The following is a 23303-nucleotide window of genomic DNA, read 5'->3' as shown; positions in this document are numbered from 1 at the left end:
GGTCGAGAAAACGGTCGTCCAGAACCGGGCCCGCCCGCTACCACGCCACAGGCCGTAAGCCAACGCCAGTAGGAGAAGTACGCCTGTCAACCCGGCCTCGGCCTCACCGAGCGCCGAGCCCGGTGGCCACCGACGCTGCCGCGATCAGGTGTCGGAACGGAGGGTTCGGCGTCGCTTCCTCGTCACGGCGTCAACCCACCGCACGCGGGTTCACGGCGTCAACCCATCGCGCGCAGACGGTCGGAGAGGTCGCCGGCGAAGAAGTCGAGAAAGCCGTCCGGGTCGGGGCCGGCGTTCTGCAGGACGATGTGGTCGAAGCCGGCCTCGACGTACGACCGGACCTTGGCGACGTGCGGTTCCGGGTCCGGGCCGATGGCGAAGAGCTGCCGGATGTGCTTCTCCTCGACGTACGCGCTGGCCGCGTCGAAGTTGACCGGGTTCGGCAGTTCGCTCATCACCTTCCAACCGGTGACCATCCATCGGCTCGTCTGCAACACCGCCTGCACCGCCTGTTGCTCGTCGGTGGCCCAGGCCAGTGGCACCTCGGCGTAGCGCGGGCCCGAACCCTTGGCGCGTCGGTAGTGTTCGACGATCGACGCGTCCGGCTCGGTGGCAAACAGGCCGTCGCCCAACTCGGCGGCGAGCCGCGCCGACACCTCACCGCTGGCCGCCACCGCGATCACGGGCAGGGTGTCCGGCAGATCGAAGATGCGGGCGTCCTCCAGTTGCAGGTGCCGGCCCTCGTACGACTGGTAGCCGCCCTGCCAGAGCAGCCGGATGATCTCCAGCGCCTCGCGTAGTCGCTCGTGTCGCCCTCGAACGCTGGGGAAGCCCTGCCCGACCACGTGCTCGTTGAGCCGCTCGCCGGCGCCCACTCCGAGGGTGAACCGACCGTCGGAGATCAACGCCATGGTCGCTGCGGCCTGCGCGATGATCGCCGGGTGGTAGCGGACGGTCGGGCAGGTGACCCCGGTGGCCAGGCGCAGGGTGCTGGTCCTGGCCGCGATGGCGCCGAGAACGCTCCAGGTGAAGGACGAGTGCCCCTGCGCGTCCAGCCACGGGTGGAAGTGGTCGCTCATCTCGACGAAGTCGAAGCCCGCCCGTTCGGCAAGGACGGCCTGGCGGATGATCTCCTGCGGGCCGTACCCCTCTGCGGCCAGCTTGTAGCCGATCTGCATGCCCACACTCCCGATCCCGCTCGCTGACTGAGGCATCGGCCCTTCCCGGCCCCGGCGTGGGCAAACGCCGCAGGGCCGCAAACCAGCCTCCTAGGATGCCTTAGGAGCTGTGCGGTGGACGCCCGCAAGCACGAAGCACCGCCTCCAGCCACCACACCCCGTCAGCGCACCAGCAGATCGATGACGCCCGTCAGATCCTCCTCACCACCTCCCTCCGCCAGGCGGCGGCGCATCAGGTCGAAGTAGGGGCGGAGCAGTTCGGGGCTGACGCCCTGCTGCTCGGCGGTGCGCAGAAAGGTCGGTGTGCCCGCCACCTGCATGGCGAGAGGGGAGACGACACCGTCGGTGTAGTTCCCGCTGCGCAGGTGGTCGGCGGTCTGCCGAACCGTCGGGATCATCGCGACGAGCCAGTCGGCGAGCAGTGGGGCGAGCGCCGTCGGGTCGATGTCCTCCCGACGGATCAGGGCGAAGGCGTGCGCGGTCCCGGCGAACATCCCGTACCTGGCGCTGAGGAGAGCCACGTCGTGCAGGGCCGCGAAGCCCGCGTCCTCGCCCACGTAGGTGGCACCGACCGGGACGCTCAGCGTCGTGCGGTGCCGTTCCTAGAGGGCTCGCGAGCCGCTGTAGAAGACGTAGCCGTCGGCCTCCGGAACGCCGACCATCGGCGGGACAGCCATGATGCCACCGTCCAGGTAACGCGCGCCGCGTCGGCGTGCCCAGCCCGCACGGGCGCGGGCCTGGGCCGGGGTGCTGGTGGTCAGGTTGACCAGATCCCGGCCAGTCAGGTCCACACCGGCCAGCACGTCCTCGACCGAGCTGTCGTCCAGCAGGCACACGACGACCAGAGGGCTCGCCTCAACCGCCTGAGCGGCGCTGTCCGCGGCCCTTGCCCCTTCGGGCGCGAGCGCGGCGGCGCGGGCGGGGGTGCGGTTCCAGACGGTGAGCGGGTGGCCGGCGGCAAGCCAGGCGCGGGCCAGTGCGGTACCCATCGCGCCGAGTCCCAGCATCGTGACGGACGGCTTCTCCACAGTGTTCTTTTCCATGCCGATGAGGCTGGTCATCGCCCCCCAAGTGATCAAGTACGCACTTCGGAGTGCGGGGTTACCCGGGGGTGAGCGAGCACGTCGGAGGGGTGGGTATGGCGACGTTGAACCGGGGAGGAGGCGGGCTAGTGCTCCGGTGCGACCTCGCCGAAACCGCACCGGCCCGCGCCCCACTGCGGGGGCACGGGCCGGTCTACGTCTGTTGCCTACTTGGAAGGCTCGGGCAGCTTGCAGTCGACCTTCGGGTTGGCGCCGATGTAGTTCAACGGCCCGGCCACGATGGTGACCAGGATGGTGCCGGCCTCGGCGCAGTTGGTGTCGTCGCCGCTGTAGTAACCGCGCTGGCCACCGGCGATGGCGCCGATCACCAACCAGATCACGACGATGACTCCGAGAATCGAGGTGCCGCGCATCGCTGCCTCCTGAGGTATGTGGTGGATCTGAGGTGCAGCCGTTGTACCCAATCGGGTCGCGCGGCTAACGGTTGCGTGCTAGGACCCCCCGCCGGATCCCCCATCCGGCCGATGCCGTCCGCCGTTGTGTACCGCCCGGGCATCCGCCGCCCGCACCGGGTGGCACCTGTCGGCTATCGGATCGCCGACCGACCTCGCCGTCATCCGGGTGAGTGGACGTAGAACTGCCTCACGGCCCCGCCGAGGAGGACTCATGGACGCCCCGACCCCGCCCCTCTACATCGACCGCCCCGAGGACGTCGCGGTCGCGGCCCGCGCGCTTGCTGGCGGCGCGATCGTCGCGGCGGCGTTCGCCAACTTCTACGCCATCGTGACGCGCCCCGACGCGGCCACCGTACGCCGGGTAAACCTGGCCAAGGGTCGACCGGTCCACCAGGTCGGCAGCATCACCACGGTGATCGGCCGGATCCCCGGGATGTTCGACTGGACGCGGATCTCGCCGCGGTTGCCGGTCGGTCGGGTGCGGGCGCTGATGGACGCCCTGTACGGGGCCGGGCCGTTCGGCTTCCGTGGGCCGGCCGCCGACCGGCTTCCCGACCACCTCACGCAGATCGACCAGGGGATGCGGACCACCCAGGTGATCGCACCTGGGCTGACCTGCCCCTCCAACGCCCTCTTCGAGCGGGCGCTCGCCGAGACCGCGACGGATCACCTCTACATCACCTCGGCGAACCGCTCCCGGCATCTCACCGGCGCGGCGGAGGAACCGGCGCACTGGAAGGCGGGCGCCCTCGCCGCCGACTTCGCCCACCTCGACGATCTGGTGGTGCTGGTCCACCGGGACGAGGCAGCCGCCCGCGCCGCGTACCCGGGCTACCTCACCACCTCGGTCACCCTGCTCTCGTTCCACGCGCCGGAGGGTGACCTCGAAGAGCCGCCGGTGCTCACCGTGGACCGGCACGGATCGCTGCACGTGGACGACGTCCGCCGCGCCGCCGCGCCGCTCGGCCTGCAGGTGCGCCTGGCCGGAGGTGCCCGGGAACGACTGCAGGTCCGGGGGTACGCCGGGGCGCTGGTGTAGCTGGCGGGCGGCTCAGTGCGGCGGTGACGGGGCCTCCGGCGGCTTGCCGCGGCTACGCCGGAAGTCCGCGTAGGCAACGCCGACCAGGACCAGCAGCCCACCGAGGGAGGCGAACACCGGCGGCAGGTACAGCAGGCCGGGGGCGATGGTGAGCAGCGCCAGCACCCCGCCGGGTCGGGACCACGACACCCGGCTGAAGACCTCGTACTCGAACGAGGCCCGGCCGGCCAGGAACAGCGCCGGGCCGCCGAGGATCACCGCCAGCCAGGCCGGCGGTGTCCGTCCGGTCGGCTCGTGCAGCACCAGGTGGAAGCCGGCCGCCGTGGTGACCACGCCGGAAATCATCAACAGATGGGTGTACGGCGCGCTGAACAGGAACTTGCTGGGCGACTCGGCCGCCTTGATGGCGGTTGGCAGCAGCTCGCCGGACTTGTGCACGTAGATCCGCCAGAGCAGCAGCGTGGTCAGGAACGCCACAGCGAAGGCCCCGATGTTCTCGGCCTCGGTGTGCTCCATGCTGAACATGGTGCCGATAGTCAGGATGGCGTCGCCGAGCGCAATGATGAAGAACTGCTGGTAGCGCTCGGAGAGATGCTCCGCGGTGACGTTTCGTTGCTTCTCGGGCACCACCCCGAGACCCGGCACCGGGTACGCGAGTCGGAAGCCGAGGTAGTCGATGGCGAGCGCGATGGCCCAGCACACGATCCGGGCGTCTCCGCTGACGAATGCGCCGATGAGCCACGGGATCGCCGACACCACGAACCAGACGAAGATGCGGGCGGCCCGACGCTGGGTCTGTGGTTCGCGGCGTACCGCCGGCATCAGGAACAGCCCACGCCCCAGGTGGATCGCCACGTAGGTGCCGCCGAAGACGAGCCCTCGGTTGTTGAAAGCCTCCGGAATCGCCGTGGTCATCAGCAGCGCGCCGAACATGACGGCGCTGATCAGCAGCTTGATCTCGGTGCGTTCCGGGTCGTACAGGTCGGTGACCAGCGTGGTGATCGCCCAGGTCCACCAGACGGCGGCCAGCATGATCAGTGCCTCGGCGGCCCGGTGCCAGTCGAGTCGTTCGGCCAGTCCCCGCGAGATGAGCGCCAGGGCGACCACGTACACCAGGTCGAAGAAGAGTTCGAGGAGGGTGACCCGGCGCGGGCCCTCTGGATCGCGCACCGGCGGACCGATGGCCCGTGGCGATCCGGGCTCCGGCGCGGGGAGGTGCACGGGTTACTCCTGCGGAACCGCTCGACTCGATGGACCTGTCCGGCCCACCTTCACGGACGGTAACGAGCGGGGGAGCGCGGGAACCCGCGTTCACCCGCTCGTCCCCCAACCGGGTCGTGCCGGGCGGTCACCCCGCCTGCGGGGATGTCGACGGCTTCTCGCCGCCACGCGGGGCGGCGAGGGCGTCGACCAGGCGGCGGGCCGAGCCGGCCAGGTTCCATCGTTGGGCGAGCTCGAGCAGCCGGTCCGGGTCGGCCGGCGCGCTCGGCAGCGCGGTGGGCAGCTCCGGCAGGGGCACGTCCAGGGCGACCCGGACCACCGTCGGCGCGACGCCCAGGTAGTCGCGGGCCGCGACCAGCTTGGCGCGCAGGCCCGGTGCGAAGGACGAGTCGGAGTCGTCGAGCGCGGCCAGGATGCCGGCGATGCTGCCGTACCGCTCGATCAGCCGGGCGGCGGTCTTGTCGCCGACGCCGGCCACCCCGGGCAACCCGTCACTCGGGTCGCCGCGCAGTGCGGCGAAGTCGGCGTACCGGTCGGCGGGCACGCCGTAGCGGGCCCGCACGGCGGCGTCGTCGCAGTCGTCGAGCTTGGCGACGCCGCGCCCGACGTAGAGCAGTCGGACCGGTCGGGCGTCGTCGACGAGTTGGAACAGGTCGCGGTCGCCGGAGACCACCTCGATCGGGCCGGGCTGGGTCACCGAGAGGGTGCCGAGCACGTCGTCCGCCTCGTAGCCGGTCGCGCCGACAGCGGTGATGCCCACCGCGGTCAGCACCTCCAGGATCATCGGCACCTGCGGGGAGAGGGTGTCCGGAACGATCTCGCCGCCCTGCGGGGCGACCCGGTGCGCCTTGTACGACGGCAGCAGGTCGACCCGCCACGCCGGGCGCCAGTCGTAGTCCAGTGCGCAGATCATCCGATCGGCGCCCCGCACCCGGATCAGGGTGGCGAGCATGTCGAGGAAGCCGCGCACCGCGTTGACCGGGGTGCCGTCCTCGGCCCTGGCGGCGGACTCCGGGATGCCGAAGTAGGCCCGGAAGTAGAGGCTGGCTGAGTCGATCAGCAGGATCGGGGGTCGGTGTGCCACGCCGGACAGCCTGGCACAACCGTCCGACGATCTCGGGTACGCCCGGCCGCTGGTGGTGTCAGCGTCGCTCGTCGGGCTGGTAGACGGTGTCCCGCCGGGCCAGGTGCTGCACGACGTAGCTGGTCACCAGCAGCAGGATCGCGACCACCACCTCGACCCAGGCCGCGATGCCGTCGGCGACGGTGACGCCGATGACGAGCAGGACCAGGCCGACGAGCGCGAGGACTCCGGCCCACAGTTGGCGGCGACGGCGGGTCGCCGCCCGGTTCGTCTGGTTCCCGGCCACGTCGGTCCTCCCGGTCAGGTCGCCCGCACGGGCGCCCGGTCCCAGGCTAGGGCCGCAGCGGAGGCGCCGGCCCGGAAAACGACAGTGCGGGCTGGTACGCGGAGGCGTCCAGGACGGTCAGGGCGGTCAGCGGCAGGGCCACGCGTCGACCGCCGACCCGACCATGCTGGTCGTGCCGGCGGTCCACCAGCGCCAGAACACCCCGGCCCGTTCGTCGACGTGCGTGTCGCCGTCCCCCGTTCGCCGAGCCAGCGCATTCCAATCTGGAACGGACTATAGTCGGATCAGGAGCGACGGAGGTAGCGGGTGCGGCGAGAAGATCTTGCCGACGCGGACTGCGGCATCGCGCAGGCGCTCGGCGTACTGGGGGACTGGTGGACGTTCCTCATCGTGCGCGACGTCGCTGGCGGGACGACCCGGTTCGACGCGCTGCAACGTGAGCTGGGCGTCAGCCGACGGGCGCTGACCGAACGCCTCGGCGCGCTGGTCGAGCACGGCGTGTTGGAGCGCCGGCCGTACTCACGACACCCGCCGCGCTACGACTACCTGCTCACCGCGAAGGGCGACGGGCTCCTACCGGTGCTGATCGCCCTGCAGGACTGGGGAACGAGGCATCTGATGGGTGACGGTGAGGTGACCGCCACGGCCGACGCCGACTCGGCCGAGGCGCGCCGGGTGCGCGACCTGGTGGGTCGACGGTTGCCCGAGGTCGTCCTGCCCGCCGCCGACGGGCACCCGGTGTCGGTGACCGCGACGGACGGGTGGACGGTCCTCTACCTGTTCCCCGGGGCGTACGCGCCGGGGAAGCAGGGCCATCCCCCCGGCTGGGCGGAGATTCCCGGGGCCCGGGGCTGCACCCTGGAGTCGACCACCTACGCCAAGCGTCATCCGGACTTCGTGACCGCCGGTGTCCGGGTGTACGGCATCAGCACCCAGCGGCCCGACCAGCTCGCCGACTTCGCCGCGTACGCCGAACTGCCGTTTCCGTTGCTGTCCGACCAGGACGGCCGGCTCGGAGCGGGGCTGCTGCTGCCGGTGTTCCGCGCCGGCGGGGTGACCCGGTTCAAGCGGCTGACCCTGCTGGTCGACCCGACGGCCGTGGTGCGGGCCGTGCAGTTCCCGGTCACCGACCCGGCCGGCTCGGTGCAGGAGATGCTCGACCTGGTCGGTGAGCACGCCGGGGCCCCCGGCTGACGCCTACGCGTCGACCGGGGGCCCTACGAGCTGGCTGGCCAAGGGTCGGGGACCCTGCGGGCGCGGCGTCAGGCCGGGAGCGTCCAGCGCTGGTTGGCGCCGGCGAAGCAGTCCCAGATCTGCAGCCGGGCGCCGTCGGCGGAGGTGTTGTCGGTGACGTCGAGGCACTTGTTCGACTGCGGGTTGCGCAGCGTTCCGTTGGACTGCGCCTGCCAGACCTGGGCGCCGCTGCCGTTGCAGTCCCAGAGCTGGACCTTCGCGCCGTTGGCGGTGGAGCCGCTGGTGATGTCGGCGCACTTGCCGAGGGCGCGCAGCGTGCTGTCACTGGCCACGGTCCAGGTCTGGGCGTTGGTGCCGTTGCAGGTCCAGATCTGGATGGCGGCGCCGTTGGCGGTGCTCGCCGAGGCCACGTCGACGCACTTGCCGGCGATCCCGGTGATCTGACCGGTGCGTCCGGTCGGCGGCGGGGTGGTGCCGCCCATGATGGTGTCGTACATGGCGCTGAGCAGTGAGGTCGAGCCGCTGGTGTCCTGCGACAGCTCCCAGTTCATCACGCCGCCGGCGTTGGCCAGCGCCCACTGCGTCTTGCGCTTCACGGTCGGAATGCCGTTCCAGCACTGCTGGGACCCGTTGATGGTGGCGCAGTCCCGGTTGGCGTTCGCCGGGTCGAGCCCGACCAGGTACGAGTAGTTGTAGTAGACGGGGCGGCTGTAGAACGGGATGCCGAGGACGGCCTTGCTGGCCGGCAGGCCGCGGGCCTTCCACCCGTTGATGGCGTTGATCGACCAGTCGTAGTTGGCGTGCGGGCTGCCGCCGTCGTACGCCATGATGTTGAGCCAGTCGACCTGGTTGAACACGGCCGTCTGAACGCCCTGGACGCTGCCGCCCTCGCTGACCACGGCGGCGGTGAGCAGCTTGCCGCGGCTGCGCAGGGCGCTGCCGAGTTGCGTCATGAGCGCCGTGTAGTTGTTGGCCGAGGTGCCCGGGTCGGGGTACTCCCAGTCCATGTCGACGCCGTCGAGGTTGTACTGGTTGACGAAGTTGATCAGGTTGTTGACGAAGTTCGTGCGGCTGGTGGAGTTGGCGGCGAGCGCCTCGAAGGCGGAGTCGTTGCCGTCGTTCCAGCCGCCGACGGCGATGGAGACCTTGACGTTGTTGGCGTGCCCCTGCGAGACCAGCGAGGAGAGCCGGGCCCCGTCCACCCCTTGCAGGGTGCCGTTGCTGTTGGGCAGGACGAAGGCGTAGTTGATGTGGGTGAGCTTGTTGTACTGGATCGTGTTGATGTTGCCGGCCCAGGAGGGCATGTAGCCGACGCTCTTGAAGTTGTTCGGCAGCACCACTGCCTGCGCGGCGGTGGGAATGACGGTCAGGGTGGCGCCGGCGGTAGCCAGCGCGAGCAGGCCGGCGGCGAGGGCGCGGCGCAGTGGTGAGGACATCGAGGGCCTTCCCGTGGGCGGGGGACGACACCCGCCCGCGCAGGGTTGTCGCGGGCGGGCGGTGCGGGGGACGCAGTGACGGGTGGGCCTCGAGGCAGCCAAATCTTAAAGAGTGTTAACTGTCCGAGTCAATCAACACCGATGGATTTCCGGTCATCCGGTGCCGATAGGGGGTTTGCCCAAACGACCGTTAAGCTGGCGGGGTGGGAATCGACGAGCTGTATCCGCCGGATCGGTTGATCGCCGCGCAGCGAGCGACGGCCGACGCAGGCCTGGACGCACTGCTGCTCACACCCGGCTCCGACCTGCGGTATCTGACCGGGTACGACGCCCACGCGGGGGAGCGGCTGACCTGTCTGGTGCTGCCCGCCGAAGGTGAGCCGACGCTGATCGTGCCGAGGTTGGAACGTCCCGCGGCCGAGGCCGCCCCGAACACCGGCGTACGCATCGTCGACCACGTCGACGGCACCGACCCGTACCCCCTGGTCGTCGCCGCCCTCGACGGCCCGGTCGCGGCGGTCGGGCTCGCCGACCGGATGTGGGCCGAGCAGGTCCTCGGCCTGCGCGCGGCGCTGCCCGACGCCGCGCAACGGCTCGCCGGGGAGGTCCTGCGCGAGTTGCGGATCCGCAAGTCCCCGGCGGAGATCGCGGCGCTCGCCGAGGCCGGCGCGGCGATCGACGAGGTGCACCTGCGGATGGGCGAGTGGCTGCGCCCCGGTCGCACCGAGGCCGAGGTCGCCACCGACATCGCCGCGGCGATCCGCGCCGCCGGACACGTCACTGTCGACTTCGTCATCGTGGCGGCCGGACCCAACGGGGCCAGCCCGCACCACGGCACCTCCGACCGGCCGATCGGTGTCGGCGAGCCGGTGGTGGTCGACATCGGCGGCACGATGGCGTCGGGCTACCGCTCGGACTGCACCCGCACCTACCTGGCGGGCGGGTCGGCGCCGGCCGACTTCCTGGACTACTACGCCGTGCTGCGCGACGCCCAACGCGCCGCGGTCGAGGCGGTGCGGCCCGGGATCACCGCCGCGGCGGCCGACGCCGAGGCCCGCGCGCCGATCGCCGCCGCCGGCTACGGTCCCGCGTTCCTGCACCGCACCGGTCACGGCATCGGTCTGGACGGGCACGAGGAGCCGTACCTGGTGGCCGGCAACGACCGACCCCTCGACGCAGGTATGGCGTTCTCCATCGAACCGGGCATCTACCTGGCGGGCCGGCACGGCGCCCGCATCGAGGACATCGTCGTCTGCACAACGGACGGCGTGCAACGGCTCAACACCACCCCCACGGAGCTCATCGCGCTATGACTGTCGACCGGATCCTCCCCACCGACGAGGCCCACGACCTGCTGGGTCTCGCCACCGAGCTCGCCGACGGCGAGCTCGCGCCGAAGGCCGCGGCCTTCGAGGAACGCGCCGAGTTCCCCCGCGAGGTGCTGCGCACGCTGGGCCGCGCCGGCCTGCTCGGCCTGCCCTACCCCGAGGAGTACGGCGGCGCGGCACAGCCGTACGAGGTGTACCTGCAGGTCCTGGAGATCCTGGCCGGCCGCTGGCTCGCTGTCGCCGAGGCGGTCAGCGTGCACACCCTGTCCTGCTACCCGGTGGCGGCGTTCGGCAGCGACGAGCAGCGCAAGCTGCTGCCGGACATGCTCGGCGGCGAGCTGCTGGGCGCGTACTGCCTCTCCGAGCCGCAGGGCGGGTCGGACGCGGCGGCGCTGACCACCCGGGCGGATCGCGACGGCGACGCGTACCTGATCTCCGGCACCAAGGCGTGGATCACCCACGCCCACACCGCCGACTTCTACAACGTCTTCTGCCGCACCGGCGGGCCCGGTCCGAAGGGGATCTCCTGTCTGCTCGCCGACGCGGGCACGGCCGGCATCACCCCGCAGGCGGCCGAGCGGACGATGGGCCTGCGCGCCTCCCCGGTCGCGCAGATCGCCTTCGACGAGGCCCGGGTGCCGGCCGACCGGTTGATCGGCGGCGAGGGGATGGGCTTCACCATCGCGATGTCCGCGCTGGACTCCGGCCGGCTGGGCATCGCCGCGTGCGCGGTGGGGCTGGCCCAGGCCGCCCTGGACTACGCGGTCTCCTACGCCCGGGAGCGGCAGCAGTTCGGGCGTTCCATCATCGACTTCCAGGGGCTGGGGTTCCTCCTCGCCGACGCGGCCACCCAGATCTCCGCTGCCCGCGCGCTGACCCTGGCGGCGGCCCGCCTGCGTGACGCCGGCCGCCCGTACGCCATCGAGGCGGCCAAGGCGAAGCTGTTCGCCACCGACATGGCGATGCGGGTGACCACCGACGCGGTGCAGGTGCTCGGCGGTGCGGGTTACGTGGCCGACCACCCGGTGGAGCGGTACATGCGTGAGGCGAAGGTGTTGCAGATCGTGGAGGGCACCAACCAGATCCAGCGGATGGTGATCTCCCGGGCACTGGCCAAGGGCTGACAACGGTACGTGGTGGTGGGGCTGCGGTGGGTGCGTCACGGCCCACCGCGGTCCGCCACTCGGGTACCTCGTCGCCGTGCGCCGGTTTTCCCGGTAGGTTGCACGCCGTGGAGGAGATCGACCGCGCTATCGTCGCCGCGCTGACCGCCGACGGCCGTCTGTCGTACACCGACCTGGCCGAGCGGGTGGGGCTGTCGGTGTCCGCCGTGCATCAGCGGGTCCGTCGGCTGGAGCAGCGCGGGGTGATCAAGGGGTACGCCGCCCGGGTGTCGTTCGAGGCGCTGGACCTGCCGCTCACCGCGTTCGTGGCGATCCGGCCGTTCGATCCGTCGCAGCCGGACGACGCCCCGGAGCGGCTGGCCCACCTGCCGGAGATCGACTCCTGCTACTCGGTGGCGGGGGAGGACTTCTACCTGCTGCTGGTGCGGGTGGCCAGCCCCACCGACCTGGAGCGGGTGCTCCAGGAGATCCGCACCTCGGCGAACGTCACGACCCGGACGACAGTGGTGTTGTCCACGCCGTACGAGAACCGGCCGCCGAAGATCAGCGCTGCGGCACCGAGTCGGTCGCGGTCCCGGGCGCCGGAGGAGCCGGCTGGTTCCACCGCAGGATGACCTGCCGGCCGTGTTCGTGACCGAGCGCGCTGACAGTGGCGGTGTCCAGGCGTAGCCGCCCACCGGCGGACGGGGGCAGGCCGATCCAGCGGGCACCGAGCACCCGCAGGCTGTGCGCGTGCCCGACCAGCGCCACGGTGCCCCGGTCGAGCAGCGGGGTGACGCGGGCCAGCACCCGGTCGAGCCGTTCACCCACCTCTGCGGGGGACTCCCCGCCGGGGCAGCCGTCGGTCCAGATGTTCCAGTGCGGATCGTCGTCGTGGATGTCGACTGTGGTGCGACCCTCGTACTCGCCGTAGTTCCACTCGCTGAGGTTCTCGTCGACGGCGTCGACGGTGAGCCCGGCCAGCTGCGCGGTGCGCAGCGCCCGGGAGCGGGGGCTGGTCAGCACGGTGACGAAGCGCCGGCCGGCCAGGAACGCGGCCAGGGTGCGGGCCTGTCGCTCGCCGTCGGGGGTCAGCTCCAGGTCGGTGTACGAGGTGTGCCGCAGGCTGGCGCTCCAGGTGGTCTCGCCGTGCCGGATCAGCAGGAGCTCTCCCATGCGGTCAGTTAACCACCGTGGGTCGCTGCCGACAGCCGACCTCCCACTACCTATCTTCCTAGGATGCTTTAGCGGGTGTGCCGACCGGCACTGCCGGTTTCGGCACCCGGAGACCGGGCAAGCGAGCCAGGACAACCGCCAGACCGAGGAGGCGCGATGAGCTTCACCGAGAAGGCAAAGAACAAGGTTGAGCAGATGGCCGGCGCCGCGAGGGAGCGCGTCGGCGACATGACCGACAACGAGCGGATGCGTGGCGAGGGCGCCAGCCAGGAGAGCGACGCGCGCGCCAAGCAGGCCGGTCAGAACATGAAGGACGCTGGTCGCAACGTGAAGGACTCCTTCACGAAGTGACCTGAGCGGTCCACGGGTCCCCGGGCGCACCGTCGCCCGGGGACCCGTCGCGCTGCGGTCCCTGTCTCGGCTCCCCTGCTCCGTCGACCATGGAGTTGTGGTGGGGGACCAAGCCCCCTTGCCTACCCAAACCAGGCACCACAACCCCATGATCGACGGAGCAGGGCCTTCCCGCCTCGCCGATCTTGCACTTTCTGTTGCGGCATTTGGGGCATCCCGCTCAATCCGACGACCGCAAGTGCAAGATCGGCGAGGCAGGGGCGAGGCGAGACGGGGGCGGGGTGCGGGCGGGGCAGTGAGGGTGGTTCGCGTTTGGGATGATCGACGGCGTGAATCGGGGTCGGCTTCGTCCGTTGTGGTGCGGCGTACTCGCGGCGGTGGCCGTTGTCGGTGGTGCCGCGTGTACGGCGTCCCGGGTGCCGCCGCCGGACCGGCCCGTCTTCGTCGGGTCGTCGGCCTCGTCGCCCCCGGCCGGTGCGCCGTCGGCCGGTGCCTCTTCGGCGGTGCCATCGACAAGTGTTACTGCGGAGGTGCCGTCGGCCAGCGTCTCGTCGCCGCCGGTGGTGGTTGCCACGGTGCCGGGCGCGACGCCCATCGGGACCAGGGCGCGGGTGGTGGATCACGGGCCGCGCAGCGGCGCCAGGGTCGCGCTGACCTTCGACGCGGACATGACCGACGGGATGTTGGCCAGCCTGCGGGCCGGCCGGGTGAAGTCGTACGCGAACCTGCGCATCCTCGACCTGCTGGAGCGGGAGCAGGTGCCGGCGACGTTCTTCCTGACCGGCAAGTGGGTGCAGCGGTATCCGGACGTGACCCGGCGGATCGCCGGCAACCCGCGCTTCGAGTTGGCCAACCACACCTACGGGCACGCGGCGTTCACCGCGGACTGTTACGACCTGCCCCGGTTGCCGGTCGACGAGCTGGCCCGCGACGTGGCGAAGACGTTCGAGGTGATCGCGCCGTACGGCGGTCGGCAGACCCGGTACTTCCGGTTTCCCGGGTTGTGCCACGACACGGCGGCGTTGGACGCGTTGGCGCCGCTGGGCGTGACCGTGGTCGACGGGGACGTGGTCAGTGGCGATCCGTTCGCGACGGCGTGGAAGCCGTTGGTACGGGCGGTGTTGGACCATGTTCGCCCCGGCTCGGTGGTGATCATGCATGTGACCGAGGCGAACGCGGCGATGACCGATGAGGCGTTGCCGCACATCCTGGCCGGGTTGCGTGAGCGAGGGTTGGTGCCGGCGCCGTTGTCCGAGGTGCTGACCGGCGGCTGAGGCGACCGAGGGCATCACGCTCGTTCCGCGTTGACCCGTGCACTCTCGTCGTCGCCGCGGGTGGACCGCCGGGCGTCATTGCCAGCATCAGCACCAGGATCGCGATGGTGGTGACGAGCTGGACGGTCGCTGGCAGGGTGACGCCGAGCAGCAGCAGGAAGTGCGGGAACACGTAGGTGCGGGCGGCCATCTGGCTGCGGGCGGCGGGGTCGGCGCTAGTCGTCGGCGGTGCGTGGTGTTCCCGGCTTGAGAATTCCGCTGAGGGAGCGCCGTGGGTGGTGGTGGGCTGTGCCGGCAGCTGCTGGGGCCGAGCGTTGCGAGGTGGGTGTCGAGGGCTGTCACGGTTGGGGCCCCGCCGGACATGGAGTGGATGTGAGCTCCGGCATTGAGTACTACGAGGACCGCTTCCGGCGCGTCTATCTTGAGCACTTCGAGCCGTTGTTGGCGTACGCGCTGCGGCGCGTCGCGCATCCCGAGGACGGGGCCGACGTCGTCGCGGAGACCTTCCTGGTCGCCTGGCGGCGCAGGCATGACATTCCGGCCGACGGTGAAGCTCGGCTCTGGCTGTACGGCGTGGCCCGGCGGGTGCTGGCCAATCATCACCGGGGTGGGGTTCGCCGGCAGCGGTTGGGTGAACGGCTGCGTGAGCAGATCGCCGTCGTGGTGGCCGCCGATCCGGGCAGTGAGGTGCCTGAGCGGCTCGCTGTCCGGGCGGCGTTGGCGGGTCTGGGTGAGCTGGACCGCGAGGTGTTGATGCTCACCGTGTGGGAGGGCTTGCAGCCGCGAGAGGTGGCGGCGGTCCTGGGTGTGGGTCCCACCGTGGTGCGGGCACGGCTGTCGCGGGCGCGAGCCAGGCTGCGCGAACTGGTCGGTGACGACCTCGGCCCGCCTGGACATGTACTCGACGTGCTGACCGCAGCGACCCGGAAGGAGCAGAGATGACCGAGGAACACCTTGACCGGCTGGTTCGGGAAGCTGACCCCGCTCGGCGGGATTTCATCGGACAGCTTGACGGGATGAAGCAGACCCTCCTGGGGGAGATCATGTCCGAGTCGACGCTCGATCGGTTCGTGGAACCACCGCGAGGGCAACCGAGTGTGCGTCGCTTCGCTGGTGTGGCGGCGGTGGTCGTGGTCCTTGCCGCCGTCCTGGCCGTCTCTGTTCTGCCGGGCGAGCCCGGGGAGGTCGGGGAGGTGGCTTCCGCTCCCAGCGCCGGTGCTCCGGTCGTCTACTCGCCGGTGGCGATGCGGGCGGCGGAGAAGAATCCGCGGCTGCTGATCAACCAGCCCGGCTGGAAGGCGACGGTCGTCTACGGGTTCACCCAGGAGACGGGGACCATCACCTTTCGCAACGGTGGACGCGAGTTGGAGTTCGACTGGTATCCGGCTGACGGTTACGCCGGCCGTTACGCCGACCGGCTCCACGTCAGTCGTCCGAAGGCTGTGCAGGTCGATGGCTGGCCGGGTGACCAGTTCGAGTATTCCGCCAGCGACTTCGAGGTGTTGCTCCGTCCCCGTGACGGGGTTTTCGTCGAGTTGCGTACCGGGGGTGACTGGTCTCGGGAGGAGTTCGCCCGGGTCCTCGCGGATGTGGTCCGGGTGGATGCGCGTACGTGGTTGGGTGCGCTTCCGCCGGAGATCGTCACTCCCGAGCGGGTGTTGGCGCGGGCGGCTGAGGTGCTCGTGGACGTGCCGCTCCCGCCGGGCTTCGACGTCGCGGCGCTGGTTGACGTCGGTATCAACGATCGCTATCAGTTCGGTGCCGCTGTGACGTCGCGGGTGGGTTGTGGGTGGATCGCGGAGTGGCAGCGGGCGCGGGCGAGTGGGGATGAGGCCGGGGTTGTGCGGGCCGCCGAGGCGCTGCGGAGCAGCCACGGGTGGCGGGTGCTGCGGGACATGGACCGGGCTGGTGACTGGCCGGAGGTGTTCTGGGAGTACGCCGACGAGATCGCGGCCGGGAAGCTGCGGGCCGGTTATTCGCAGGGTCTGGGCTGCGCCTGACCACTGAGTGCGCGACACCCCCGGGGAGTGGTCTCCCCGGGGGTGTCGTCGTCGGTGGGTCAGTCGTCGCGGTGGTCGTGCCACCACTGCTGGCCGTTGGTGGGCAGGGTGTCGATCGGGTCGTAGTAGGCGTAGCGCTTGTTGAGCGCCTCCAGGTCGGCCGATTCGATGGAGGTGCGGTAGTTCTTCGTCCAGTAGGAGATGCCGCGCTCACGGTCGTAGTCGGTGAGCATGTGCACCCAGCGCTTGCCGACGAAGGGGACGTCGCAGACGATGCGGGGGGTGGCGTAGCCGGGGAGGTAGCCCATGATGTCGTGTTGGAGTTGTTGGGCGTGCCAGACCGGGACCCGCCAGTGTTCGGCGTTGGGGATCATGTCGCACATGTAGAAGTAGTACGGCAGGATGCCGGCTTCGCCTTGGAGGGCGAAGCAGAGGTCGAGCAGTTCCGGGGTGGTGGCGTTGACGCCGCGCATGAGGACGCCCTGGTTGCGGACGTCGCGGACGCCGACGTCGAGGGCGGTCTGGGCGGCCTTGGCGACCAGTGGGGTGAGTGACTGGGCGTGGTTGACGTGGGTGTGGATGGCGAGGTTGACGCCGCGGCGGGCGGCGGTGCGGGCGACGCGTTCCAGGCCCTCGACGACGTCGGGTTGCAGCCAGTGCTGGGGTAGGCCCATGAGGGCCTTGGTGGCGAGCCGGATGTCGCGGACCGTTTCCAGTTCCAGCAGGCGCATGAGGTACGACTCGAGGTTGCGCCAGGGGACGTTGGCCACGTCGCCGCCGGAGACGACCACGTCGCGGACGCCGGGGTGGGCCTTGAGGTAGGCGATGTGGGCGTCGTAGCGGTCGACGGGCTTGAGGGTGAGTTTGAGTTTGTCGACGGCGGGGGTGGAGTTGCCGACGAGGTCCATGCGGGTGCAGTGTCCGCAGTACTGGGGGCAGGTGGAGAGCAGTTCGGCGAGGACCTTGGTGGGGTAGCGGTGGGTGAGCCCTTCGGCGACCCACATGTCGTGCTCGTGGAGGCTGTCGCGGCTGGCGTAGGGGTGTGAGGGCCAGTCGGTGCGTCGGTCGGAGGCGACCGGGATCATGTAGCGGCGGATGGGGTCGGCGAGCAGGGCCTCGGTGGTGAGGGTCGCGAACGGCACCATCGTGTTGATCATTTGTGGTGGCACCAGCATGGACATGGTGGCCATTGCCGACTGGTCGGCTTGGAGGTCGGCGTAGAAGGTCTCGTCGATCAGGTCACCGAAGACGGCGCGGAGCTGCTTGATGTTCTTGACGCAGTTGACGCGTTGCCACTGGGCGGATTCCCACTGGTCGCGGGTGACGTGGCGCCAGCCGGGGAACCGGGTCCAGTCGGGTTCGACCAGGGGGCGGCGGTGGTATTCGTAGGGCTGCCCGGCGGTCGGTACGGCGACCGGGGCGTGACGGGGTTGAGGGACGGTCTCAACCGGTTGGGTCTGGGTCACGGCCCCTCCTCGGTGTTGCGGCTGATCATCGAAGCCCGAAGGCTACTGGAAAATATTCGGTACAGAAACTAGTCTGCCGTAAGTTTTCCCGTTACGCGAGCCTTGACCGGGGCTTCGGGCGGCTGGACAGGGGAGGTCGGCGTGACGTCACCGGTGGGACTGCACCGCGTCGTGCAACCGGCGGGGGTGCTGCCGCAGGCGGCCTGGCGCCTGGACACGTCGGCGGCGATCGCGCCGAACGAGGTGCGGATCCGGGTGCAGCGGCTCAACCTGGACGCGGCGAGCTTCCGGCAGTTGTCGGAGAAGCACGGCGGCGACGGTGACGCGGTCCGCGCTGAGGTGCTGGAGATCATCGCTACCCGGGGGAAGATGCAGAACCCGGTGACCGGGTCGGGCGGGATGCTGATCGGCACCGTCGAGGAGGCCGGTCGGCGGTCCCCGCTGGGCCTCAGGGCGGGGGAGCGGGTCGCGACCCTGGTGTCGTTGACGTTGACGCCCCTGGTGATCACCGATGGGTTGGCCCGTTGGGACGGCCGCAGCGAGCAGGTGCCCTGTGAGGGGTGGGCGATCCTGTTCGCGCGCTCCATCGCCGCGGTGCTGCCCGACGACGAGGACCCCCAGTTGTCCCTCGCCGTGCTGGATGTGTGCGGTGCGCCCGCGCTGACCGCCCGGGTGGTGTCGCGCTACGTCGAGGAGCGTCGGCGTGGCGGTGATCCGACACCGGTGCGGGTCGCGGTGATCGGTGGGGCGGGTAAGAGCGGGTCGCTGTCGCTCGCTGCGGCGCGACGGGCGGGCGCCGCGCGTACCGTCGGGGTGGTGCCGGTGGCGGCGGAGCGCGACGCGCTGACGGCTTCCGGCCTGGCGTCGGTGGTGGCGCTGGCCGACGCGCGCGACCCGGTGGGGTTGTCCACGGCGGTGACCACCGCGTTGGGGGTGCCGGCGGACGTGACGGTGGTCTGCGTGGACGTGCCGGGGTGTGAGCACGGGGCGGTGCTGGCCACCGCTGACGGCGGCACGGTGATTTTCTTCTCCATGGCGACGAGCTTCTCCGCGGCGGCGTTGGGCGCGGAGGGGTTGGCGGCGGACGTGACGATGCTGGTGGGCAACGGGTACGTGCCGGGGCACGCGGAGTTGGCGTTGGGGCTGTTGCGGGCCGAGCCTGGGGTGCGTCAGCTGTTCGCGGCGCGGGTCGCGGCAGACTGAGGTCATGACGAATCCCTCGACGTTGTACCGCGGCGGCGTGCTGCACTGCCCCGCCGACCCGAGCGCCACCGCGCTGCTGGTGTCCGGTGGGCGGATTGCCTGGTTGGGGACCGACGGTGACGCGCCGCCGGCCGATCGGGTGGTGGACCTGGGCGGGGCGTTGGTGACGCCGGCGTTCGTCGACGCGCACGTGCACGCCACCGACACCGGGTTGACGTTGTCCGGGTTGTCGTTGTCCGGGGTGCGCTCGGCGGGGCAGTTGCTCGACGCGGTGGCGGGGTTCGCGGCGGGTCTGCCGGCGGACGCGGTGGTGCTCGGGCACGGCTGGGACGAGTCGGGGTGGTCGGATCCGACGTTGCCGGACGCCGCGGCGTTGGACCGGGCCGCCGGTGGTCGGCGGGTGTACCTGTCGCAGGCGTCGATCCACTCGGCGTTGGTGTCGTCGGCGTTGCTGGCGGCGTGCCCGCAGGCGGCGCAGGCGCCCGGGTACGACGCGTCGGGCTGGTTGCGGCGCGACGCGCACCACGTGGTGCGGGCGGCCGCGCAGGCGTCGGTGAGTCGGGCGCAGCGGGTCGGGGCGCAGCGGGTGGCTCTGGCCCATGCGGCGTCGTTGGGGATCGCGGCGGTGCACGAGTGTGGTGGCCCGGAGATCTCCGACGAGGAGGACTTCACCGGTCTGCTGGGCATCTCGGGCGCGGGCCTGCCGGAGGTGTACGGGTACTGGGGTGAGTTGGGTGGTGCGGCGCGGGCCCGGGAGTTGGGCGCGGTCGGCGCCGGTGGGGATTTGTTCGCCGACGGGGCGTTGGGGTCGCGTACGGCGCACGTGTCGCAGCCGTACGGCGACGGTGAGGGTTGCGGGCACGGGTACCTGTCGGTCGAGCAGGTGCGTGATCACCTGCTGGACTGCGCGGCGCACGGCATGCAGGGCGGTTTCCACGCCATCGGTGACGCGGCGATCGGCACCGTCCTGGACGGGTTCGCGGCGGCGGCGCGGACGGTGGGGGTGGAGCGGTTGCGCGCGGCCCGGCACCGCATCGAACACGCGGAGATCATGAGCAAGGCGTTGATCGCGCGGTTCGTGGAGTACGGGGTGGTGGCGAGCATGCAGCCGGCGTTCGACCGGTTGTGGGGTGGTGCGGGCCGGATGTACGAGGCGCGGTTGGGGTTGGACCGGTCGTTGGAGTCGAACCCGATGGGTGCGATGCACTCGGTGGGGGTGGCGTTGGCGTTCGGGTCGGATTCGCCGGTGACGCCGCTGGACCCGTGGGGGTCGGTGCGGGCGGCGGTCGCGCACCACAACCCGGCGCAGCGGATGGGTGTGCGGTCGGCGTTCGCGGCGCACACCCGGGGCGGGTGGCGGGCGGTGCACCTGGACGTCGAGGGGGTCCTGGCGTTGGGTGCGCCCGCGACGTTCGCGGTGTGGTCGACGCCGGCGGGGGTGGAGCGGGGTCTGCCGGTGTTGCAGGCCGAGGACCCGGAGGCGCGGGGTCCGCAGGACCCGACGCCGTTGCCGGTGTGTCGGCGTCTGGTGCTGCGCGGTGAGGTCATTTACGAGGAAGGGTCGTCATGACCGGGAAGCTTGATCTTGATCCGGTGCTGGTGGCGCGGGCGCGGGAGTTGGCGCGTCGGGCCGGGCAGCCGGTGGTGGACCTGGCCCGCAGCCACACCACAGTGTCGGTGGAGCGGGCGGTCCTGCGGTTGGCCGGGGTGACCGGCGCCGACCCGGATGGCATTCCGTGGGTGAACCGGCTCGTCGAGGCGGTCGCCGCGGATGTGGGGTTGGGTCACGGGGTGGCGGTGCCGGTGTTCGACGCCCTGGTGCGGGAGGGCAGCACCGACGTGACGTTGCTGGCGCAGAAGGCCGCCGCCGGGTCGGTGCGGTTCACCCAGCCGACCGGGCGGGCGGCCACGGCGGCCCGGTCGGCGGCGCGTAAGGCCGTCGGCGCGGGTATCCGGCGCATCGATCGGCGGCGCGCCGAGCGGGACCGGCTGGTGAAGCGCCACGGCGACCCGGCGCAGCGGCCGTGGATCTACCTGATCGTCGCCACCGGCGACATCTACGAGGACATTCCGCAGGCGCAGGCGGCGGCGCGCGCCGGCGCGGACGTGATCGCGGTGATCCGTTCCACCGGGCAGTCGTTGCTGGACTACGTGCCCGAGGGCGCGACCCGGGAGGGCTTCGCCGGCACGTACGCCACGCAGGAGAACTTCCGGCTGATGCGTGCGGCGTTGGACGAGTCGTCGAAGGAGGTGGGCCGCTACGTGCGGTTGACCAACTACGCGTCCGGGCTGTGTATGCCGGAGATGGCGACCCTGGCCGGGTTGGAACGCCTCGACATGATGTTGAACGACTCGATGTACGGGATCCTGTTCCGCGACATCAACCCGGTGCGCACGTTCGTCGACCAGCGGTTCTCCCGGCAGGTGCACGCCCGCGCCGGGATCATCATCAACACCGGTGAGGACAACTACCTGACCACCGCCGACGCGGTGGACGAGGCGCACACGGTGACGGTGTCGCAGCTGCTCAACGAGTTCTTCGCACACGAGGCGGGGTTGGCGGACTGGCAGTTGGGGTTGGGGCACGCGTTCGAGATCAACCCGGAGGTGCCGGAGTCGTTCCGGTTGGAGTTGGCGCACGCGTTGCTGGCCCGGGAGTTGTTCCCCGACGCGCCGTTGAAGTGGATGCCCCCGACGAAGCACATGACCGGTGACGTGTTCCGGGGCAACCTGCTTGACGGGTTCTTCAACCTGGCCGGCGCGATGACCGGTCAGGGCATCCTGCTGGTGGGGATGATGACGGAGGCGGTGGTGACGCCGTGGTTGTCCGACCGGGACATCGCCCTGCAGAACGTGCGCTACGTGCTGGGTGCCGCCGGTGGGTTGCACGAGGACTTCGTGCCCGCGCCGGGCGGGTTCATCCGCCGCCGCGCCAACCAGGTCCTCGGTGAGGCCCTCGATCTGCTGGATCGCATCGGTGAGCAGACGCTGCTCACGGCGATCGCCGAGGGCACCTTCGGGATCATGAAGCGGCCCGCGGACCGCGGCAAGGGCCTCGACGGGGTCGCCGCGCACGAGGCCGACTACTGCAACCCGGCCACCGACATCCTGGAGGCGGCGGCGTGAGCGAGCACAGCGAGCGAACCGGCCAGCACAGTAGCGAGCACAGCGGCAAGGCGATCGTGCGACCGTACGGGGACACCACCGGTGACGGCATGGTGCAGGTGTCGTTCACCCTGCCGGTGACCCACGACAAGCGCGCCGAGGGCGCGGCGGTGCAGTTGGCCAACAAGATGGGCATGGACCCGGCGATGGTGGTGCACGCCAAGCCGATGGGTGACGGGTTCACGTTCTTCGTCGTGTACGGGCGGGTCAACCACCTGGTCGACCTCAACGCCGTGCAGGTGGTGGAACGGGACTTCGCGCTGCTGTCGGCGAAGGACGTCAACACGGTGATCAAGCAGCGGTTGCGGCGCAAGCTGTCAGTGGTCGGTGCGTGCATCGGCACCGACGCGCACACGGTGGGCATCGACGCGATCCTCAACGTCAAGGGCATCGCGGGCGAGAAGGGCCTGGAGTACTACCGGGAGTTGAAGGTCACCAACATGGGCGCGCAGGTCAGCGTGCCGGAGCTGGTGGAGACCGCCCGGGCGGAGAAGGCCGACGCGGTGCTCGTGTCGCAGGTGGTCACCCAACGCGACGCGCACCTGCACAACACCCGGGAGATGTCGGCGGCGTTCCGGGAGGCGATGCCGGCGGGGCGGCGTCCGCTGCTGATCGTCGGTGGTCCCCGCTTCGACGAGACGATGACCGACGAGTTGGGCGTGGACCGGATCTTCGGTCGGGGCACCACGCCCGGCGAGGTGGCCAGCTACCTCGTGCACGCCCTGATCACGCAACGGAAGGCGATGGCATGACCGACGCACGGCTCGGGTTGACGGTGACGCACCGGCGGTATGTGCCGTACTCGCACGCCCACTACGCCGGCAACCTCGTCGACGGGGCGTACGCCCTCGGGTTGTTCGGCGACGTCGCCACGGAGGTGTGCATCCGCACCGACGGCGATGAGGGCCTGTTCGCCGGGTACGCCGATGTGCGTTTCCACGCGCCGGTGCACGCCGGGGACGTGGTCGAGGTCACCGCGCGGGTGTCGCGGGTGGGCAGCCGCAGCCGCACCCTGGAGCTGAGCTGCGCGGTGGTGTGCCGGGGTCGCCCGGACCGTTCCGCGTCCGCCGCGGAGGTCCTCGATCCGCCGATCGTGGCGGTCACCGCGACCGGCACCGTGGTCGTTCCCGCCGCGTCGTGACCCTGGCGGTCTGCGCCGACGTGGGTTCCACGTACACGAAGGTGGCGGTGGTCGTTGCGGATCGCCGTGATCGTCGGCAGCACCCGGGAGGGGCGGGTCGGCGACCGGCTGGCGCACTATGGCGCGTCGGCGCGACGTACCGCAACGCCGGGCGGATCCT

General features: G+C 70.9%; 25 protein-coding genes. 14 read left to right on the top strand and 11 right to left on the bottom strand.

From position 1 onward, the window contains the following. Positions 1-218: 218 nt before the first annotated feature. The 4 genes from ABZ749_RS05870 to ABZ749_RS05855 form a co-directional block, all read right to left on the bottom strand. Complete coding sequence (locus tag ABZ749_RS05870; protein ID WP_357223213.1) at positions 219-1178, bottom strand: TIGR03557 family F420-dependent LLM class oxidoreductase; 960 nt, start codon at positions 1176-1178, stop codon at positions 219-221. 161 nt (positions 1179-1339) lie between these two features. Then, a complete protein-coding gene (locus tag ABZ749_RS05865; RefSeq protein ID WP_357223210.1) occupies positions 1340-1735 on the bottom strand; it encodes a hypothetical protein in 396 nt (131 codons plus the stop codon). A 45-nt stretch (positions 1736-1780) separates the two neighbouring features. After that, positions 1781-2221: an NAD(P)-binding domain-containing protein gene (locus ABZ749_RS05860; protein ID WP_357223207.1), complete on the bottom strand. Its 441-nt coding sequence runs from the start codon at positions 2219-2221 to the stop codon at positions 1781-1783. 206 nt (positions 2222-2427) lie between these two features. Beyond that, on the bottom strand, positions 2428-2634 hold the full coding sequence (locus ABZ749_RS05855) for a hypothetical protein (RefSeq protein ID WP_007460667.1): 207 nt from the start codon (positions 2632-2634) through the stop codon (positions 2428-2430). Between the two features lie 253 nt (positions 2635-2887). Here ABZ749_RS05855 and ABZ749_RS05850 point away from each other — a divergent pair, with 253 nt between their 5' ends. Next, the gene (locus ABZ749_RS05850) at positions 2888-3715 is read left to right on the top strand and encodes a hypothetical protein (protein ID WP_357223204.1); all 828 of its coding nucleotides are present in this window, start codon (positions 2888-2890) and stop codon (positions 3713-3715) included. 12 nt (positions 3716-3727) lie between these two features. Here the strand turns inward: ABZ749_RS05850 and ABZ749_RS05845 are convergent, their stop codons facing one another. From ABZ749_RS05845 to ABZ749_RS05830, 4 genes are all read right to left on the bottom strand, one after another. After that, positions 3728-4885 (bottom strand): low temperature requirement protein A, encoded by a 1158-nt coding sequence (locus ABZ749_RS05845; protein ID WP_355007447.1) that lies wholly within the window; start codon positions 4883-4885, stop codon positions 3728-3730. A 178-nt stretch (positions 4886-5063) separates the two neighbouring features. Next, positions 5064-6020: a 5'-3' exonuclease gene (locus ABZ749_RS05840; RefSeq protein WP_355007448.1), complete on the bottom strand. Its 957-nt coding sequence runs from the start codon at positions 6018-6020 to the stop codon at positions 5064-5066. Between the two features lie 58 nt (positions 6021-6078). After that, entirely contained in the window at positions 6079-6306 is a 228-nt protein-coding gene (locus tag ABZ749_RS05835) for a hypothetical protein (RefSeq protein WP_355007449.1), read from the bottom strand. Positions 6307-6352: 46 nt separating this feature from the next. Further along, positions 6353-6493, bottom strand: coding sequence for a hypothetical protein (locus ABZ749_RS05830; protein WP_357223201.1), 141 nt, complete (start codon positions 6491-6493; stop codon positions 6353-6355). A gap of 119 nt (positions 6494-6612) precedes the next feature. On the opposite strand from ABZ749_RS05830, the gene ABZ749_RS05825 reads away from it, so the two are divergent. Beyond that, positions 6613-7500, top strand: coding sequence for a winged helix-turn-helix transcriptional regulator (locus ABZ749_RS05825; RefSeq protein WP_357223198.1), 888 nt, complete (start codon positions 6613-6615; stop codon positions 7498-7500). 68 nt (positions 7501-7568) lie between these two features. Here the strand turns inward: ABZ749_RS05825 and ABZ749_RS05820 are convergent, their stop codons facing one another. Next, positions 7569-8936 carry a glycosyl hydrolase family 18 protein gene (locus ABZ749_RS05820; protein WP_357223195.1) on the bottom strand — a complete coding sequence of 456 codons (1368 nt, stop codon included), beginning with the start codon at positions 8934-8936 and terminating at the stop codon, positions 7569-7571. A 203-nt stretch (positions 8937-9139) separates the two neighbouring features. Here ABZ749_RS05820 and ABZ749_RS05815 point away from each other — a divergent pair, with 203 nt between their 5' ends. The 3 genes from ABZ749_RS05815 (at position 9140) to ABZ749_RS05805 (ending at position 12002) form a co-directional block, all read left to right on the top strand. Continuing rightward, positions 9140-10249, top strand: coding sequence for a Xaa-Pro peptidase family protein (locus ABZ749_RS05815; RefSeq protein ID WP_357223192.1), 1110 nt, complete (start codon positions 9140-9142; stop codon positions 10247-10249). Further along, positions 10246-11388 (top strand): acyl-CoA dehydrogenase family protein, encoded by a 1143-nt coding sequence (locus ABZ749_RS05810; protein WP_357223188.1) that lies wholly within the window; start codon positions 10246-10248, stop codon positions 11386-11388. The genes ABZ749_RS05815 and ABZ749_RS05810 overlap by 4 nt, the downstream gene beginning before the upstream one ends. A 107-nt stretch (positions 11389-11495) precedes the next feature. Beyond that, the gene (locus ABZ749_RS05805) at positions 11496-12002 is read left to right on the top strand and encodes an Lrp/AsnC family transcriptional regulator (RefSeq protein WP_355430675.1); all 507 of its coding nucleotides are present in this window, start codon (positions 11496-11498) and stop codon (positions 12000-12002) included. Here the strand turns inward: ABZ749_RS05805 and ABZ749_RS05800 are convergent. Then, a complete protein-coding gene (locus ABZ749_RS05800) occupies positions 11932-12543 on the bottom strand; it encodes a histidine phosphatase family protein (protein WP_357223185.1) in 612 nt (203 codons plus the stop codon). The two genes, ABZ749_RS05805 and ABZ749_RS05800, sit on opposite strands and share 71 nt — an antisense overlap. Before the next feature lie 156 nt (positions 12544-12699). Here ABZ749_RS05800 and ABZ749_RS05795 point away from each other — a divergent pair, with 156 nt between their 5' ends. From ABZ749_RS05795 to ABZ749_RS05780, 4 genes are all read left to right on the top strand, one after another. Further along, the gene (locus ABZ749_RS05795; protein ID WP_357223182.1) at positions 12700-12894 is read left to right on the top strand and encodes a CsbD family protein; all 195 of its coding nucleotides are present in this window, start codon (positions 12700-12702) and stop codon (positions 12892-12894) included. Between the two features lie 329 nt (positions 12895-13223). Beyond that, positions 13224-14168, top strand: a complete 945-nt coding sequence (locus tag ABZ749_RS05790) for a polysaccharide deacetylase family protein (protein WP_357223179.1) — start codon at positions 13224-13226, stop codon at positions 14166-14168. A gap of 372 nt (positions 14169-14540) precedes the next feature. After that, a complete protein-coding gene (locus ABZ749_RS05785; protein WP_357223176.1) occupies positions 14541-15110 on the top strand; it encodes an RNA polymerase sigma factor in 570 nt (189 codons plus the stop codon). After that, positions 15107-16168 carry a hypothetical protein gene (locus ABZ749_RS05780; protein WP_357223173.1) on the top strand — a complete coding sequence of 354 codons (1062 nt, stop codon included), beginning with the start codon at positions 15107-15109 and terminating at the stop codon, positions 16166-16168. Before ABZ749_RS05785 ends, ABZ749_RS05780 begins: the two co-directional genes overlap by 4 nt. A gap of 59 nt (positions 16169-16227) precedes the next feature. Here the strand turns inward: ABZ749_RS05780 and ABZ749_RS05775 are convergent, their stop codons facing one another. After that, on the bottom strand, positions 16228-17634 hold the full coding sequence (locus ABZ749_RS05775; protein ID WP_357223170.1) for a lysine 2,3-aminomutase: 1407 nt from the start codon (positions 17632-17634) through the stop codon (positions 16228-16230). A gap of 153 nt (positions 17635-17787) precedes the next feature. Between ABZ749_RS05775 and ABZ749_RS05770 the strand changes: the two genes are divergently transcribed. Genes ABZ749_RS05770 through ABZ749_RS05750 form a run of 5 tightly spaced genes read left to right on the top strand, consistent with a single transcriptional unit; the run spans position 17788 to position 23143 of the window. Continuing rightward, entirely contained in the window at positions 17788-18837 is a 1050-nt protein-coding gene (locus tag ABZ749_RS05770; RefSeq protein ID WP_357223216.1) for a zinc-binding alcohol dehydrogenase, read from the top strand. A 4-nt stretch (positions 18838-18841) separates the two neighbouring features. After that, entirely contained in the window at positions 18842-20407 is a 1566-nt protein-coding gene (locus ABZ749_RS05765; protein ID WP_357223167.1) for an amidohydrolase, read from the top strand. Then, positions 20404-21963: a lysine 5,6-aminomutase subunit alpha gene (locus ABZ749_RS05760; protein WP_357223164.1), complete on the top strand. Its 1560-nt coding sequence runs from the start codon at positions 20404-20406 to the stop codon at positions 21961-21963. The genes ABZ749_RS05765 and ABZ749_RS05760 overlap by 4 nt, the downstream gene beginning before the upstream one ends. Beyond that, the gene (locus ABZ749_RS05755) at positions 21960-22754 is read left to right on the top strand and encodes an OAM dimerization domain-containing protein (protein ID WP_357223162.1); all 795 of its coding nucleotides are present in this window, start codon (positions 21960-21962) and stop codon (positions 22752-22754) included. Before ABZ749_RS05760 ends, ABZ749_RS05755 begins: the two co-directional genes overlap by 4 nt. Further along, positions 22751-23143 carry a hotdog domain-containing protein gene (locus ABZ749_RS05750; protein ID WP_357223158.1) on the top strand — a complete coding sequence of 131 codons (393 nt, stop codon included), beginning with the start codon at positions 22751-22753 and terminating at the stop codon, positions 23141-23143. Before ABZ749_RS05755 ends, ABZ749_RS05750 begins: the two co-directional genes overlap by 4 nt. Positions 23144-23303: the final 160 nt, after the last annotated feature.

Source organism: Micromonospora sp. NPDC047753 (assembly GCF_040642735.1).
GTDB lineage: Bacteria > Actinomycetota > Actinomycetes > Mycobacteriales > Micromonosporaceae > Micromonospora.
The sequence above is the reverse complement of the archived record's forward strand: the minus strand, read 5'-3'. Positions and strand labels throughout refer to the sequence as shown.